At 68.5% G+C, this 16,131-nt stretch carries 16 protein-coding genes and 1 tRNA gene; 12 read left to right on the plus strand and 5 right to left on the minus strand.

Annotation, left to right across the window (positions count from 1 at the left end; translation table 11 throughout):
* Positions 1–3: 3 nt before the first annotated feature.
* The 7 genes from OG792_RS02770 (at position 4) to OG792_RS02800 (ending at position 8,354) form a co-directional block, all read left to right on the plus strand.
* Positions 4–507: an NADH-quinone oxidoreductase subunit J family protein gene (locus OG792_RS02770; protein ID WP_329107044.1), complete on the plus strand. Its 504-nt coding sequence runs from the start codon at positions 4–6 to the stop codon at positions 505–507.
* Complete coding sequence (gene nuoK / locus OG792_RS02775) at positions 504–899, plus strand: NADH-quinone oxidoreductase subunit NuoK (protein WP_329107046.1); 396 nt, start codon at positions 504–506, stop codon at positions 897–899. The genes OG792_RS02770 and nuoK overlap by 4 nt, the downstream gene beginning before the upstream one ends.
* Positions 896–2,791 (plus strand): NADH-quinone oxidoreductase subunit 5 family protein, encoded by a 1,896-nt coding sequence (locus OG792_RS02780; RefSeq protein WP_329107048.1) that lies wholly within the window; start codon positions 896–898, stop codon positions 2,789–2,791. The genes nuoK and OG792_RS02780 overlap by 4 nt, the downstream gene beginning before the upstream one ends.
* Positions 2,792–2,813: 22 nt before the next feature.
* On the plus strand, positions 2,814–4,334 hold the full coding sequence (locus OG792_RS02785; RefSeq protein ID WP_329107050.1) for a complex I subunit 4 family protein: 1,521 nt from the start codon (positions 2,814–2,816) through the stop codon (positions 4,332–4,334).
* Entirely contained in the window at positions 4,331–5,866 is a 1,536-nt protein-coding gene (locus OG792_RS02790; RefSeq protein ID WP_329107052.1) for an NADH-quinone oxidoreductase subunit N, read from the plus strand. Before OG792_RS02785 ends, OG792_RS02790 begins: the two co-directional genes overlap by 4 nt.
* 148 nt (positions 5,867–6,014) lie before the next feature.
* Positions 6,015–6,896 (plus strand): zinc metalloprotease HtpX, encoded by an 882-nt coding sequence (gene htpX / locus OG792_RS02795; protein ID WP_329107054.1) that lies wholly within the window; start codon positions 6,015–6,017, stop codon positions 6,894–6,896.
* A 189-nt stretch (positions 6,897–7,085) separates the two neighbouring features.
* Positions 7,086–8,354, plus strand: coding sequence for an MFS transporter (locus OG792_RS02800; RefSeq protein WP_329107056.1), 1,269 nt, complete (start codon positions 7,086–7,088; stop codon positions 8,352–8,354).
* A 71-nt stretch (positions 8,355–8,425) separates the two neighbouring features.
* Here the strand turns inward: OG792_RS02800 and OG792_RS02805 are convergent, their stop codons facing one another.
* On the minus strand, positions 8,426–8,920 hold the full coding sequence (locus OG792_RS02805; RefSeq protein WP_329107058.1) for a YajQ family cyclic di-GMP-binding protein: 495 nt from the start codon (positions 8,918–8,920) through the stop codon (positions 8,426–8,428).
* 145 nt (positions 8,921–9,065) lie between these two features.
* Here OG792_RS02805 and OG792_RS02810 point away from each other — a divergent pair.
* Positions 9,066–9,149: transfer RNA gene (locus OG792_RS02810), tRNA-Tyr, on the plus strand.
* A gap of 372 nt (positions 9,150–9,521) precedes the next feature.
* Here OG792_RS02810 and OG792_RS02815 read toward each other — a convergent pair.
* On the minus strand, positions 9,522–9,752 hold the full coding sequence (locus tag OG792_RS02815; protein WP_329107060.1) for a hypothetical protein: 231 nt from the start codon (positions 9,750–9,752) through the stop codon (positions 9,522–9,524).
* Positions 9,753–10,516: 764 nt separating this feature from the next.
* Between OG792_RS02815 and OG792_RS02820 the strand changes: the two genes are divergently transcribed.
* A complete protein-coding gene (locus OG792_RS02820) occupies positions 10,517–11,341 on the plus strand; it encodes a hypothetical protein (RefSeq protein WP_329107062.1) in 825 nt (274 codons plus the stop codon).
* Positions 11,341–11,982, plus strand: coding sequence for a hypothetical protein (locus OG792_RS02825; RefSeq protein WP_329107063.1), 642 nt, complete (start codon positions 11,341–11,343; stop codon positions 11,980–11,982). Before OG792_RS02820 ends, OG792_RS02825 begins: the two co-directional genes overlap by 1 nt.
* A gap of 593 nt (positions 11,983–12,575) precedes the next feature.
* Here the strand turns inward: OG792_RS02825 and OG792_RS02830 are convergent.
* Positions 12,576–12,914 carry a hypothetical protein gene (locus OG792_RS02830; protein WP_329107065.1) on the minus strand — a complete coding sequence of 113 codons (339 nt, stop codon included), beginning with the start codon at positions 12,912–12,914 and terminating at the stop codon, positions 12,576–12,578.
* Between the two features lie 228 nt (positions 12,915–13,142).
* On the opposite strand from OG792_RS02830, the gene OG792_RS02835 reads away from it, so the two are divergent.
* Both OG792_RS02835 and OG792_RS02840 read left to right on the plus strand, forming a co-directional pair.
* Positions 13,143–13,943, plus strand: coding sequence for a helix-turn-helix transcriptional regulator (locus OG792_RS02835; protein ID WP_329107067.1), 801 nt, complete (start codon positions 13,143–13,145; stop codon positions 13,941–13,943).
* A gap of 2 nt (positions 13,944–13,945) precedes the next feature.
* Positions 13,946–14,413 carry an NUDIX domain-containing protein gene (locus tag OG792_RS02840; RefSeq protein WP_329107069.1) on the plus strand — a complete coding sequence of 156 codons (468 nt, stop codon included), beginning with the start codon at positions 13,946–13,948 and terminating at the stop codon, positions 14,411–14,413.
* Between the two features lie 65 nt (positions 14,414–14,478).
* On the opposite strand, the gene OG792_RS02845 is transcribed toward OG792_RS02840, so the two are convergent.
* A complete protein-coding gene (locus OG792_RS02845) occupies positions 14,479–15,168 on the minus strand; it encodes an HAD family hydrolase (protein ID WP_329107071.1) in 690 nt (229 codons plus the stop codon).
* Positions 15,165–16,007 (minus strand): GntR family transcriptional regulator, encoded by an 843-nt coding sequence (locus OG792_RS02850; protein WP_329107073.1) that lies wholly within the window; start codon positions 16,005–16,007, stop codon positions 15,165–15,167. Before OG792_RS02850 ends, OG792_RS02845 begins: the two co-directional genes overlap by 4 nt.
* Between the last annotated feature and the right edge of the window lie 124 nt (positions 16,008–16,131).

Below are 16,131 nucleotides of genomic sequence, written 5' to 3' on the forward strand. Positions count from 1 at the left end.
GTCGTGACCGGGGCGGACGTGCTGCTGCTCGCCCTCGGCGCGGTCGCCGTCGGCTCCGGCGCGCTGGTCGTCGGCACCCGGCACCTGGTCCGGGCCGGTCTCTACCTGGTGGTCTGCCTCGGTGCGGTCGCCGGGCTCTACCTGGTGCTCACCGCCGAACTGCTGGCCTGGGTGCAGGTGCTGGTCTACGTCGGCGCGGTGGTGGTGCTGCTGCTCTTCGCGGTGATGCTCACCCGCGCCCCGATCGGCGCCTCCACCGACCTGGACCGCCCCGGCTGGCCGGCCGCCCTGATCGGCGGCGGCACCGGGGCCGGACTGACGCTGCTGCTCATCGACGCGTTTCGCTGGTCCAGGGTGGACCTGCCGACACCGGGGACCGCCGAACGGCTCGGCACGGAGATCTTCGGCCGCTGGGTGCTGCCGTTCGAGGTGCTCTCCGTACTCTTGCTGTCCGCGCTGGTCGGGGCGATCGCGATCAGCGTACGGATTCCGGGGCGGCGCCGATGAGACCCGTCATCCCGTACGTCACCGCGGCGATCCTGTTCGGCCTCGGCGTCTACGGCGTGCTCCGCCGACGCAACGCCGTACTGGTGCTGATGGCGGTCGAGCTGATGCTCAACGCGGTCAACCTGCTGCTGGTCACCGCCGACAGCACCACCCGGTCGGCGCTGCCGCACGGCGGGCAGGTGTTCGCCCTGTTCGTCATCGTGATCGCCGCCGCCGAGGTGGGCGTCGGGCTGGCCATCGTGCTCCAGCTCTACCGGCTGCGCGGCAGCGTCGCGCTCGACGAGGTGAGCCTGCACGAGCACCCGCCGGACGAGGGACCGGAGCCGGCAGTCGACGCCACCGGCGGCGGGGACGCCACCGGTTCCACCACCAGCGGGGTGGGGGCCAGGTGAGGGTCGAGATCGTGCTCGGTTGGCTGCTGCCGGCCGTACCGTTCGGGGTGGCCCTGGCCGGGCTGCTGCTGCCGCAGCGGTCCCGGGCGGTCGCCGCCGGCCTCGGCATCGCCGGTGCCGCCGTGAGCCTGGTCGTCGCGGTGTTCCTGCTCGTGACCCTGGACGGCGCCGCCGCCGAGGGATCCGCGCTCTGGGTCGAGTTCGGCGGGCTGGAGGTGACCGCCGGGGTACGCCTCGACCCGGCCGCCGCCCTGGTCGCGATCGCCGTGGCGGTGGTCGCGCTGGCCGTGCAGGTCTACTCGGTCGGCTACCTCGCCGACGACGACCGGTACGCCCCGTACGCCGCGCAGATCAGCCTCTTCACCGCCGCCATGCTGCTGGTGGTGGTCGCCGGTGACCTGCTCCTGCTGCTGGTCGGCTGGGAGGTGATGGGCATCTGCTCGTACCTGCTGATCGCGCACGACCGGCGGCTGCCGGAGGCACCGGCGGCGGCGGTGAAGGCGTTCCTGGTCACCCGGGTCGGTGACGTCGGCTTCCTGCTCGGCATCGCGGTGCTCGGCTTCACCGCCGGCAGCTTCCGGATCTCCGAGGTGCTGGGCCACGACTTCCACCCGACCACGCTCACCGTCGCCTGCCTGCTGCTGCTGGCCGGGGTGGCCGGCAAGAGCGCCCAGTTCCCGCTGCACACCTGGCTGCCGGATGCGATGGCCGGTCCGACCCCGATCTCGGCGCTGATCCACGCGGCCACCATGGTCGCCGCCGGCATCTACGCGGTGACCCGGCTCTACCCGCTGTTCGTCCAGTCCCCGACCGCGCTGACCGTGCTCGGCGTGATGGGCGCGGTCACCCTGCTGCTCGGTGCGCTCGCGGCCACCGCGCAGGACGACCTCAAGCGGGTGCTGGCCTGGTCCACGGTCTCCCAGATCGGTTACATGGCCGGCGCGCTCGCCGTCGGCTCACCCGCCGCCGCGCTGTTCCACCTGCTCAGCCATGCCGCGTTCAAGGCGCTGCTGTTCCTCGCCGCCGGCTGCGTCATCCACGCCACCGGCACCAACTCGATGGCGGCGATGGGCGGACTGCGCCGCCGGATGCCGGTCACCTTCTGGTGCACGGTGATCGGGCTCGGCGCGCTTGCCGGGGTGCCGCCGCTGGCCGGCTTCTGGAGCAAGGACGGCATCCTGGCGGTCGCCGAGCGGGCCGCGCTCGACGGGGTCGGCCCGGCCGGCGCACCGGTGGGCTGGCTGGTCTGGATGTCCGGCCTGGTCGGGGTCGCCGTCACCGCCTGGTACGCCACCCGCCTGCTGCTGCGTGCCTTCGCCGGCGCCTACCGGGGCGACGCGGCGCCGCACGACCCGCCCGCCCTGCTGCGCTGGCCGGTGCTGGTGCTGGCGATGCCGAGCGCGCTGTTCGGGGCGGTCGCGTTCGCCGGGCCGTTCGCCGGCTGGCTCCGGCCGCCGGGCATCACCGAGCACCCGCCGAACCTGCTGCCGCTGGACGAGGAGCTGATCCACTTCGGCCCGCAACTGATCTACCCGGTCGCCCTGCTGCTGCTCGGTGCGGGACTCGCCTGGTGGCGCTGGCGGCGTGAGCCCGCCGCCGACCCGGCGCTCGCGCTGGGCCCGCTGCGGCCGGCGTTCGACCGCGCCTTCTGGCTCGACGAGGTCCAGCACACCCTGGTCGTACGGCCGGTGACGGCGCTGGCCCGGCTCGGCCGGCGCGGCGACGAGGTGCTGGTCGACGGGGCGGTCGAGGGCGTCGGCCGGGGCAGCGGTGCGCTCGGCGACTCGCTCGGCCTGCTGCACCGCTCCGGGCTGCCGAGGGCGGCGACCGCCGTACTGGCCGGGGCGTTGCTGATCGGGCTCGCCGCCGTGTTGATCGGAATCGGCGGATGAACGCGTTGATCGGAGTCGGCGGATGAATGCCGGACAGGTCGGACTCGTCGCCATCCTGGCCCTGCCCGCCGCCGGTGCGGTGGTCGCCGCCGCGCTGCCGGAGCGCGCCGACCGGGCGGCTCGGGCGGTCGCCACCGGGTTCGCCGCCGCCACGCTGGTGGTGAGCGTGCTGCTGTTCTTCGGGGTCGGCGGCGGTTTCGCCCACCGGGTGCCGGAGCAGGGGCCGCCGGGGATCGATCCGTGGCACGAACTGGACTGGACCTGGGTGCCGGGACTGGATCTGCGGTTCCATCTCGGCGTGGACGGGATCTCGTACCCGCTGGTCATCCTGACCACGCTGCTGACGCTGCTCTGCTGCGCGTACACCTGGTGGCGGGCGCCGGCACCGGGCCGGGGCCGTACGCTGGCCGCCCTGTTGCTGGTCATCGAGGTCGGCATCCTGGGCACCTTCCTCGCCCTCGACCTGGTGTTGTTCTTCGTCTTCTTCGAGGTCGTCCTGCTCCCGATGTACGCGGTGATCGCGATCTGGGGCGGGGAACGCCGGAGCCGCGCGGCCCGGAAGTTCGCCCTCTACACCCTGTTCGGCTCGGTGCTGCTGCTGGTCGGCGTCTTTGTCGCGGTCAGCGCCGCCGGCACCGCCGACATCGTCGCGCTGACCGGCGGCAACGGGCTGTCCCGGACCACCCAACTGGTGGCGTTCACCCTGTTCGCGCTGGCCTTCGCGGTGAAGAGTCCACTCTGGCCGCTGCACTCCTGGCTGCCGGACGCGCACAGCCAGGCGCCGACCGTCGGCAGCGTCATCCTCGCCGGGGTGCTGCTGAAGATGGGCACGTACGGCCTGATCCGGATCGGGGTCGGGGTCACCCCGGAGGGCGCCCGCTGGGCCGCGCCGGTGCTCGGCGTCCTCGCGATCGCGGCGATCATCGTCGGTGCCCTGGTCTGCCTGGCCCAGACCGAGCTGAAACGGCTGATCGCGTACTCCAGCGTCGGGCACATGGGGTTTGTCGTGCTCGGCATCGCCACCGTGACCACCACCGGGATCCAGGCCGCGCTGATCGGCAACATCGCCCACGGGGTCATCACCGGCCTGCTGTTCTTCGTCGCCGGAGCGATCAAGGACCGGGCCCACACCGGTGAACTGGCCGAGTTGGGCGGGCTGCGGGAGACCGCGCCCCGGCTGGCCGGACTGCTCGGCTTCGCCGCCATCGCCTCGCTCGGGCTGCCCGGACTCGCCGGCTTCTGGGGCGAGGCGTTCGCCATCGTCGCCGCGCTGCGACTCGGCGGACCGTTCTGGACCACGCTCGGCGTACTGGCGGCGGTCGGCGGGGCGCTCACCGCCGCGTACTTCCTGCGGCTGCTGCGCCGGATCAGCCACGGCCCGGCAACGCCCGCCGTGGCCAACCTGACCCCCCGGGGGTACGCCGTAGAGCAGGTGATCTGGGCGCCGCTGGTGGTGCTCACGCTCGCCATCGGACTGCTGCCGCCGATCGCGCTCGACGTGGCCGACGAGCCGGTGAAGGCCCTGATCGAGGCGATCTCATGAACCTGACCCAGAGTGTGGACAACATCGCGCTGCTGCCGGCGTACCTGGCCGCCGGCACCGCCGTACTGGTGCTGTTGGCCGACCTGGTGCTGGCCCGGCGGGGCGCGACGGTGGTCGTGTTCGCGGCCGGCGCGCTCGCCACCGCCGCCGGGGCGCTGGTGGTCGGCTTCGGCGACGACCGGCAGACCTTCTGCGTCGGCGACGCCTGCTCGTTGCTGGCCACCGGCCGCAGCGGACTGATCGGCGCCCTGTTCGCCCTGCTCACCCTCGGGGTGCTGGCGTTCTCGGTGCCGCTGCTGCGGGCCGGCGAGGTGCCGGCGGGGGAGTACTGCTTCCTGCTCGCCTGCTCGATGACCGGCGGTGTGGTGCTCGCCGGTGCCGGCGACCTGATCACCCTGATCGTGGCCCTGGAAACCCTGACCCTGCCGCTGTACGTGCTGGTCGGGCTGCGCCGCCGCAGCGTGGCCGGCGCCGAGGCGGCGGTCACCTTCTTCGTGGTCAGCGTGGTCGCCACCGCGGTCACCCTGCTCGGCGCCGCCCTGCTGTACGCGGTCACCGGCGCGCTGCACTTCCGCCTGCTGGCCACGGCATTCGCCGCCGACCCGGACCTGCTGGACATCCCGCTCACCTCGGCGGCGGTGGCGCTGGTGGTGCTCGGGCTGGCCTTCAAGATCGCTGCGGTGCCGTTTCACGCCTGGGCCCCGGCCACGTACGACGGCGCCCCGCTGCCGGTCGCCGCGTACCTGTCCACCGCGTCGAAGCTCGGCGGTGTCGTCGCCCTGCTGGCGGTCACCGGGATCGCCGCACCGGTGGCCGGGGCGGTGGTGTCGGACGGGTCGGTTCCGCTGGCCAACGCCGTACTGCCCGCCTCGGTGACCGGGCCGGTGCTGGCCGCGCTGGCGGTGCTGACGATGACCGTCGGCAACCTGGTCGCACTCCGGCAGACCCGGATGATCCGGCTGCTCGCCTGGTCCTCGGTCGCCCAGGCCGGTTACGTCATCGCCCCGCTGGGCGCGTTCGCGCTCGCCGACGGGCGTACCGCCGAGGCGTTCGAGACGGCGCTGTCCGCCGCGCTGGCGTACACCGTCTTCTTCGTGCTGCTGGAGCTGTCCGCGTTCGGCGCGGTGATCGCCCTGCGGGCCGGGCACGGTGACGGCGGGGAGATCGGGGACTACCGGGGCGCCGCCCGCCGACGTCCGGCGGTCGCCGTCGTACTGGCGCTGGCGCTGGTCGGGCTCGCCGGGTTGCCGCCCGGACTCGCCGGCCTGTTCGCGAAGGTCACCGTGGTCCGGTCACTGCTGTTCGGCGGCTCCGACTGGCTCGCCCTGGTGGTCGCGGTCAACGCGGTGATCGGACTGGCCTACTACGTACGGGTCGCCGCGACCCTCTTCTCACCGGCCGCGACCGACGAACGTCCGACCGGGGCCCGGGTGCCGTGGCCGGTCGCCGCGGCACTCGCCGCCGCCACCGTGGTCACGATTGTCATCGGCTTCGCCCCACAACTCGTGCTGGACGCCGCCGCCGGTTGGTGACCGTCCCCGGAAATCGGACTTTGGTGCCGACAGTTCCCTCGCACCCCCGTCTTACAGGCAATTCTCAGCTATATGGGGATTGTTGATGGGTATCGAGTTGTTGGAACGGTCAGCGGTTTCACGAGAACCGCGCACCGAAGGAGTGATAGTGCACAGCCACCGCAACGGTCTCAAGACGGCCGCACTGCTCGGCCTGCTCACCGCGCTGATCCTCGGCGTCGGTTACGCGCTCGGCGGCAGCGGCGGTCTGGTCGTCGCCGTCCTGATTTCGCTGGCGATGAACGCGGGCAGCTATTTCTGGTCGGACAAGCTCGCGCTGCGTTCGATGCGGGCGAAGCCCGTCACCGAGGCCGAGTTCCCGGCGCTGTACCAGATGGTCAGGGAGCTTTCCACCTCCGCCGGGCAGCCGATGCCCCGGCTCTACGTCAGCCCGACCATGCAGCCCAACGCGTTCGCGACCGGGCGTAACCCGCAGCACGCGGCGGTTGCCGTGACGACGGGCATCACCCAGATCCTGGACTACCGGGAGCTGCGGGGCGTCATCGGACATGAGCTGTCACACGTGTACAACCGCGACATTCTCATCTCCAGCGTCGCGGCGGGTCTCGCCGGCATCATCACGATGCTGTCGTACTTCGCCTGGTTCCTGCCGATCGGTGGCGGGGACGACGACGATGGCCCGAACCCGGCCGCGCTGCTGCTGATGCTGATCCTCGGCCCGATCGCGGCGAGCGTGATCCAGCTGGCGATCAGTCGGAACCGCGAGTACGCGGCCGACGCCTCCGGCGCCACCATCACCCGGGACCCGCTGGCCCTGGCCAGTGCCCTGCGGAAGATCCACGAGGGTACGCAACGCCTTCCGTTGCCGGCCGACAACCGGCTCACCTCGACCGCCCACCTGATGATCGACAACCCGTTCAAGGGCGGTGGCCTGGCCGGGCTCTTCTCCACCCACCCGCCGATGCAGGAGCGGGTACGCCGGCTGGAGCAGATGGCCCAGAACTCCGGCCCGGTGCAGTTCCAGCGTTGACCGGGGTAGCCACCCCGGCTGCGTGACCGTACGAAAGAGCGACGACGACCGGCGGGACCCCGAGCTCGGGGTCCCGCCGGATCCGTGTCGGCCGGGGCGTTAGGGTCAGGAGGTCTTCCGCTCGTTACATGTCCTTGTTGCGCGGCGGCACCCGAACCGGTTACATCTCACGACGAGGAGGTCGCGCCCGTGGCTGCGCTGCGCCAGTATCTGTTGGTCTGGCGGATCCCCGGCGCACCGATGCTGCTGGTCACCGGCATCATCGGCCGGCTCGGCATCGGCATGACCCCGCTCGCGCTGCTGCTGGTCGTCGAACAGGTCACCGGCAGGTACGCCCTCGCCGCCGCCGCGGGTGGCACGTACGCCCTCGCCGGCGCCGCGCTCAGCCCGATCGCCGGCCGCATCGCCGACCGGATCGGCCCGACCCCGGTCCTCGTGGTCACCGCGGTGGCTCACCCCCTCGCCCTGCTCGGTCTGCTGCTCGCCAGTCGAGCCGGAGCGGACGCGCTCACCGTGATCTACCTCATGTCCGGCGTCGCCGGGGCCACCTTCCCGCCGCTCACCGCCGCCATCCGGGGTGCCTGGAACGACCTCACCGAACCCGGCTCCGGCCGGTACGGGCTCCGCAACACCGCACTCGCCGCCGAGACCTCCCTGTTCGAGGTGGTCTTCGTGCTCGGCCCGCTGCTGGTGGCGGTCTTCGTACTGCTCGCCGATGCCGCCGCCGCACTGATCGGCGCGGCCGTGGTCACCCTCGTCGGCACCCTGGCCGTGGCGCTCGGCCGGGTCATGCGCGGCTGGCGCCCGCACCCCACCCACGCGCACGCCACCGGCCTCGGTCCGCTGCGTTCGGGCGGCTTCTCCGCACTGCTGCTCTGCGCCGCCGGGCTGGGCATGGCGTTCGGTGCCGCCGGGGTCGCCGTGCCGGCGTACGCCTCCGCGCACGTTCCGGGCGACGCCGAGAGTCTGGCCGGCGTGCTGTTGGCGATCTGGGGGGTCGGCAGTGCCGTCGGCGGCATCTGGTTCGGCACCCGGCGGCCGGCCCCGAACCTGACCCGACAGTTCGCCATGCTGCTCGCCGCCGTCGCGGCCAGCTTCGCCGTCTTCGCGCTGATGCCGCACCCGGTGGCGCTCGGTGTCGCGCTGGTGATCGGCGGGGCGACCATCGCACCGGCGCTGACCCTGGAGAACACCATGGTCGGGCGGATCTCGCCGGGCAGCATGCTCAATGAGGCGTACACCTGGCTGGTGACCGTGTCGGTGGCGGCGAGCGCGGCCGGTGGCGCGATGGCCGGGCTGATCGTCGACCAGATCGGCGTACCGTGGGCGTTTCTCTTCGCCGGGGCGGCGGTCGCCGTCGCGGCCGGGGTCGCGGCGCCCCGCCGGGGCCCGATCGCACGAGCCGAGGCCCATGCGGCCGTACGGGTGGAGCAGGCGCTCGCCGCCGAACTTGTCTAGCCCCGGCCGCTCACGATCGGCCGCTGGATGCGGCTGCGGCCCGCGCTGACCGGCGGGCCGCAGCGGTGGCGTTACCGGTAGTTGGTGAACTGGAGGGCGACGCCGAAGTCCTCGGTCTTGAGCAGCGCGATGACGGCCTGGAGGTCGTCCTTCTTCTTGGCGGTCACCCGCAGCTGGTCGCCCTGGATCTGCGCCTGTACGCCCTTCGGCCCCTCGTCCCGGATCTTCTTGCCGATGCTCTTGGCCTTCTCCGAGTCGATGCCCTGGATGACCTTGCAGTCGATCTTGTAGATCTTGCCCGAGGGGCGGGCATCACCGGCGTCCAGCGCCTTCATCGAGATGTTCCGCTTGACCAACTTCTCCCTGAAGACGTCCAGCGCCGCCTTGACCCGCTCCTCCGTCTCGGCCTGGAGGCCGATCGCCTCCTCGCCCGACCAGGAGATCTCGGCGCCGGTGCCGCGGAAGTCGAAGCGCGTGCCGAGCTCCTTCTCCGTCTGCCGGAGGGCGTTGTCGATCTCCTGCCGGTCGACCTTGCTGACGATGTCGAACGACGGGTTGGCTGCCATGATCATGCTCCTGCTGGTCGCGGTATGAAGATGTCCCGGACGGCTGCTGGGCGGTCCGACATGCCGACCGTACCCGGTTGCGTAGATGCCCGGTGCAACCGCTATCCTTGCTTCCGCTGCCGCGTTACACGTGGCGGCACGCCCTGGCGGGTTGCCCGAGCGGCCAATGGGAGCGGACTGTAAATCCGTCGCGAAAGCTTCGAAGGTTCGAATCCTTCACCCGCCACCAGGTGCGGTTATCGCCCCTGACCAGCAGAGATGCCGGTCAGGGGCGATTCTCGTTGATCCAGCCAAGTCCAGCCAGATCCGGCCGTCTACGACTCCCAGTGGGCAGATGGTGGGCAGGTCGATCTTGGTTCTTCCTGTGGCTATCAGGTGCCCCGTGTGCCCGTGTGTATGGCTCTGAGCGTGCTGTCCGTACCTGAGTCGACCTTGCCCCGGCTTTCGGCGGCCTGTCGGGGTCTGAGGGCGCGGCAGCGACGTACGGCGGCCGTGGGGGAGAGTGAGGTACCGGCGAGCGGGCTACGGTAGACCGGTGGCAAGCCAGTCCCGTTCTTGGACTGGCGCGGCAGTCGGAAGCCCTGCCCTCGACGGTGCCCGGTCACGCCGGCTTCCGGGCCGCCGGGCTCTGTGTCGGGCTACTGGAGAAACTGCCCGGCCCGCCGAGCCGTACGTCGAGGTCACGGAGCAAGGCGCCCAGCCGGGAACTGGTGGCGGTGGGCATCAGGGGGATTGGACGACCGGCGGCCAGGTGCTCGCCTAGGTCGTAGAGGGCGTCGCGAAGATCCTCGGCGGTCGCTCGGTCGAGACTCAGTTCGATCGGGTCAGCCATGCCGTGACCGTATCGGCCGAGTCGACCAGCGGGCGCGGCCGTCCCGGCGGTTGTCGGCGGCTTGCCGCCCCGGCGCCGAAGGCGTCCGGGGCGGGTCTCGCCGGGCGGCGCTCCGCGCCCGCGCCGCGCAACGCGCGGCGCCTTGATCCTAAAGAGAATAAATCGGCAGTCAATAGCCTGCTTTTATCCCTGTCTCACTGTCTATGAGTAATCTCGGAGCGGGACAGGGCTTCCTGGCGGTTACGGCTAGGTTTTGGGGAACGTCGGTGCTTGTAGTGCAGCCGGTGCCTGCTTGCCTCTGCGCTGTCTTTTATGGCGTCGGTGTCGCCTCCCCGCCGCCTCGGCGCTAGCCATGCCAGTCGGCCCATATCTCTCAATCTGAACGGCGCTCGCTGCTTGCTGGACCGGTGTATCCCTGTGCGAGAAGGTGCCCATCGAGCACAGCGTAGAGAGCGTTGCCCTCGTCGACGTACAGACGCCGCTCACCGCCACCAGCCTTCGCCGCCACGTAGTGAATACGGCCAGTTTCGCCGCTCTGGCGCCAAGCTCTAAGGACAACACGGTCGGTGATATGGGGCACGGCATTCCATCCTTCGCTCAACACTCAGGCCCTACCGAAGGTCTTCGGCTCTGGGGTGTCGAGCTAGCGTGACCGCTGGTCCTCTTCGCCACCAGACTTGCCAAAGTCTGAAATATGACAGGCTGCAACCCTATTGATACGATCGGTCTAGCGGTCAGCCGCTGAGATACCTAGGATCGCCCGGATGAGCCCTCGGAATCATGTTGGCAAGCTGGCCCGCGCTCGGATTGTTCCGCCATCCCAGGGATCGCTCCTCGGAACGCCAGCAGAACAGGTCCTGGCCGCGCTCGTGCCTGGTGCCGAAACCATCCGGTATCGACGACTCTGGCGCCTCGGGCAAGTGCACCACGTTGATCAGTATCTTCATGGTCGTTTGGGGTACGAGGCAAGCACGGGCGTAGATTTGTGGGATGAGGCCGAGCAGGACTTCGAGCACACCGACGTTCCTGGAGGACTTGCCACGCCGTTCGCGATCCGTTTGGCGGATCTTGCACTAATCTTTCAGACACGCAAGCAGGACATTCGCGTCACATCGTTCACGGGAGCCATGCTCGACATACTTCAGCAGGCCACCGGCGAGTCAGGCTGGGACATCGTCGCCCTCAGCCGTGCACAGTCGTTCGGCGAGTGGAGGCGGAGCGTACGGAACGTGAGGCGCCTTCGCCTGCACTTGGAGCGCCCCAACCCAAACTACGAGGGGCGGCCTGAGGTCGAGCGCTTGATAGAAGGACTCCATCTTGAGGTCGCCACCCTGGACCTGCGCGGCGAGCGGATCGACACGGATGTGGAGCTGACACAGCAATTGATGGACCACGTGACACGCGGCTACGGACACGCGGTAGCCGCTGGCGAGCGTGACGTAGAAGGCGAAACGGTCGAGACTGTGTGGGCAAGCGAGCTGAACGGAGAAAGCACGATCGTTTCGGTGCCGGCTTCCGAGTCTGGGGAAGTGTCAGTGGGTGACCTCATCATGGAACTCGGCAGGATTGAGGTAGGCGAGGAGCCCTGATGGCTGCGAAGGAAAGAGTTGACATCGGCCCGCACGCACGCGACGGGACGTCGTCCCTCAACTGGCTAGAGCGCGGGCGGAGCCGCTGGACCTATCTTGCCCACACGCGAGCAGGGTCGGTAATTCTGTCGATTGACTTCCTTCTAGCAATCCCGGTGGCAGTCGCCGCTGGCGCATTGATTACGTTTGCCGACAAGGCTTCGGGTCAAGCTGGAACTATTCTGCTCGCAGTAACAGCGCTCTTGGCAACACTCACCGGCATCGTGATGGCGGCACACACCATCTTGGTCAGTCTACTCAGCGCCGAATACCTAATCGTTCTGGAAAGAGCGTCTGGTGGCCTCCGGGCAGTCTCGCGACCATACAAGATTGTGATATGGGTCTGCGCGATCGGCGTACTCGTATCTCTCCTATCGGCACTCGCGTGGCCGATACTGCCTGCATCGTCTACGTGGTACTGGCGCGCCGCTCGCTGGACAATCTTCGGTACATCAATCTTTATGGCGGTTTGGGGTCTGATCGGTTCAGTGCAGTTGGCGGGGCAGTCCGCCTGGCATCTGGAGCAACGGGCCAAGTTGCTTAAGTTGTTGCGCGATACCAGAGAGGACTTGAAGCGATCAAATGGTAGGCGAAGCGCCTAAGTCGCCCGGCCTCTCCTTCGACGAAACGTTCTCCTCACTCAAACATGCCGCACCCCTTTGCATGAGGCGGTCGGCTGCGGGACCATCAACATATCCCGTTCGCTGCTACCTCGATGGTTTGTTGAATTCTGTCTTCCGTACCGGTTCGACGGTGCGTGCCAGGAGGCTTGAGGTGGGGTGCTAACGGAGGACTGGAACCGCGCGTGGGGCTGGTGAGCGCATGCTCCTGTTCTAGGGCAGGTTTTAAGAAATGTGGGAGACTTGCGAATCAGCGGTCCGTCGGGGCGTTGTATTCAGAGCCCTAAACCAGGTAGATATCTCTCTCTGAGCCATCTGCCAAGACGATTTTAAAGTAATCATTTGGCGCCAACTCATGCAGTAACGCGGCCACCCGTATCGCACGGTTGAGGGCGTCAGTGCGACTAATGCCTTGCCCGGTAGCCATCTGAGTCAGGGCGGCATCGGTGGTCGGAGCGAGATTGACAGTGATTTTGACAAGGCTGGGCCTGTTGACCGCACTCATAGTTGCGGGGATCCAATCAGTAATCTGACTTTAGGAAAGCGAACCGCAGCGCGTGTCGAAATTTTGACTCCTAGGTGGTGCTGCACGGGTCGGCGTGGCCGTACAAATACAAGCACCGCCCGTGGGCGGGAAGGATGCGGCCGCAGTAGACGGGATGCTGATTGAGCTGGTCGTCTTCTAGGCTGACAGCAGTGTCGCTTGGTTCGAATTCAGGAATGAAGCTGAGGAAGTCGGCGAGCCTTTCGGCTGTCCCGAGGGCGGCCCCGAGCGTGGTGGCCTTGAAAGGAATGTGAATAACAAATCGTGAGTCGGGCTGCGACAGATCCACGATCGGTAGTGGGCGCTGGGTTGCGGTTGGTGCGATTGAGTTCCTTGGCGGCGGACCGCTCGCGTAGCGTGCGTCAGTCACGTACTGGCTCCTTGGATTTGTTGCGGTCGGGGTGCGGGTGACGGCGAGGACCCCCCACCCGCACCCCGACTGGTGCTGTCGTACGCACCTGCCCTCGCGGCCCTTGCGGCGAGCACGAGAACAGGGCCATCCCCGTACGACGTTGGGTAGTCAACCGGCGGCCGGTCGTACGTCGCGCCTGCCCTGGTAGACCCCTCACGAACGTCTGGGGCCTCGGCGATACGTCCTGTGGCGGCCTTGCGACGTCCCGTCCGGGAAACGTCCAATGGAGATATGAATGAACGTCTGCGGACGGTGATGGTGCGCCGGGGCGTCGCCGTTGAGGACCTGGCCGGTGAGTGCGGCGTTGACCCGAAGACAGTCGAACGGTGGATTAGCTCGGGGCGGGTGCCGCATCGGCGGCATCGGTGGGCGACGGCGCGGCGGCTGGGTGCGGAAGAGGCGTACCTCTGGCCTGACGTGCTCGCTTCGGTGGCCAACAAGCGTGGTGAGGCGAGTCGGGCCGAGCTGATCGAGGTGTTCCCGGATCGGGCGTCGGTTCCGCGTGAGACGTGGCTACGGCTGCTGTCGGAGGCGCAGGAGCGGGTGGATGTGCTGGTCTTCTCTGGGACTTTTTTCGCGCAGATACAGCCACGGGTTGCCCGGATGCTCGCTGATCGTCTGTCGACCGGGGTGCAGGTGCGACTCTGCTTTGGTGACCCGAACAGCGAGGCGGTGACGGTTCGGGATCGGGAGGAGGGCCTGGGCGGCACGCTCGCGGCGAAGATCCGGGCGTCGTTGACGTACTACCGGGAGATCGCGGGGATGGACGGTTGTGAGATCCGACTACACCCGACGACGCTGTACAACAGCCTGTTTCGGTACGACGACGAGATCCTGACGAACCCGCACGCGTACGGCGAGGCTGCGAGCGCCAATCCGACGTTCCATCTCCGTAAGGTCGACGGTGGCGGCCTGTTCGATCACTACGTGAGTAGCTTCGAGCGGGTGTGGGCTACCGCGATGCCGTGGCTGGGTAGGGAGGTCTGAGCGTGGGACGTGTCGAGTACTGGAACGACCCGGACGCACCGAAGGCGAACACGCTCGTGCCGGCGTGCGGGGTCCTGGCGGTCGACGACCAGGGGGCGATTCTGCTTCAGCGGCGGCGGGACACCGACCAGTGGGCGCTACCGATGGGCAAGATGGAGATCGGCGAAACCCCGTCTGAGTGCGCGGTCCGGGAGACTCGCGAGGAGACCGGCGTGGACGTGGAGGTGACCGGGATCGTCGGCATCTACTCTGACCCCGGTCACATCGTGGCGTACTCGGACGGTGAGGTGCGTCAGGAGTACGAGGTGACGCTCCTGGCTCGGCCGGTCGGCGGTGCTCCGGCGGCAAACGATGAGGCCAGCGAGGTGGGTTGGTTCCGAAACGATGAGTTGGCTGGGTTGGACATCCACCCGACGATGCGGCGGCAGATCGCGGACTACCTCGCCGGACGCTTCCCGCACGTCGACTGACCCCGGCCAAAGAGACGCCCCGATTCCTGATCAGGATCGGGGCGTTCGTGTGCGAGGTTGGTGCGCTACAGCTCCTCGTCGGCGAGTGCGGTGGCGAGTTCGGCCATGCTGCCGATGGTGGCTTCGGCTTTGGCGAGGCGGGCGCGTTTGCCGCGTTTGTTGGCGTACCCGATGGCGGTGACCTGGGCGGCCTGGGCGGCTTCGACGTCGCTCTCGGAGTCTCCGACGAGGGCGCATTGCGTAGGGTCGGCCTGTAGCTCGCGGATGGCGGCGAGGACTGGTGCCGGGTTGGGCTTCATCTGGTCCGGCTGGGCATGGGCGCGGCCGATGATCGGGTGTACGTAGTCGGTGAGGCGTCGGGCGGTGAGGTAGGCGCGTACGGCTTCGGCGGAGTTGTTGGAGACGATGGCGACGCGTCGGCCGGTCTGGTGAGCGGTGACGATGACTTCGCGTGCGTACGGGGTGGGTTCGGCGGTGGCAGCCGCGGTGACCTCTGCGGCTCGGAGTGCGTCGTCGATGCGGCGGGTGATGGTCGGTTGATTCAGGGTGGTGGTGAACCTGAGCACGGCCAGCGGGTCGGCCTCGGTCTGGATGTGCTCAGGGAGGGTCACGCCCTGGTTGACGAGCAGGCGGCGCAGTTCGGTCGCGACGGTGGCGGCGGGGTAGTTGGCGAAGATGCTGCACACGGGGCCGTCGAAGTCGAGCAGCAGGTAGCGGGTGCGGTCGGCGATGGTGCGCAGGTTGGGGCGGGTCACGACGTGTACTCGCGGGCGATGGTGCGCCACATGCTGTTGAACCAGACGCGGGCCTGGTCGACGTAGAGGGTGTCGTTGGAGGAGTCTTCGTCGCTGGGTATGAAGGGGAAGAGGATGGCGTCTTTGCCCATGGCGTCGTAGATGGTTGTCGGGTTGCCGTTGATGGTGACGGTGTGTTCGACGACGGGGTAGAAGCCGAAGAACGCTTCTTCCTCGTTGATGATGAACAGCTTGAACAGTGGGGCGGCGTTGTGGACGCGTACCTCGGTTGATGCGGTCTTGACCAGGTAGAGGTCGGCGAGTTCCTGGACGGCGTCGATGATGGCGTGGATGGACCGGTCGGTGATGCGCTGGGCGCGGGCGCGGATCGCGGGGTCGTCGGCCTGGTCCTCGGCGCGGCACGGGATCGCCATCGGGGCGGTCATGTCGGAGATGAGGATCCGGAGCCGGATCGACTCGGGGGTGAGCCGGCCGATGCGTACCTTGTCCAGGGTTTCCTGAATCGCGCTGTAGAGCGTTTCACCGGAGAAGCCGGCGAAGTCGATCGTGACGTGGGTGGCCTCGAAGGCGCGCTCCACGTGCGGGCGTAGGCCGACGGGGCGTTCGGTGTTGGCGCGAACGAAGGTGCCGCTGCCCTGGCGGGTGACGATCAGCCGTTCCTCCTGGAGCTTGCGGAGGGCGGCTTTGATCGTTTCGCGGGCGACGCTGAACCGCTCGACCAGGTCGTGTTGTGAGGGCAGCTTCTCGCCGGGGGCGAACTTGCCGGTCTTGATCTCGGCGCGTAGGGCTGCCGCGATCTGCTGTGACGGTGTCCGGGGGTCGTCGGGGTCAAGACTCATGCGCGGACGATACCGCTGACTAGCCAAGCTAGGAAAGTTTTCGATCTATCTGTTGACATGACTAGCCAAGTCGACCTACCTTTGATCCACGCCGCTTGGCTAGTCAGGATAGCCAGGCAGATAG

It is taken from the genome of Micromonospora sp. NBC_01699 (assembly GCF_036250065.1).
GTDB lineage: Bacteria > Actinomycetota > Actinomycetes > Mycobacteriales > Micromonosporaceae > Micromonospora_G.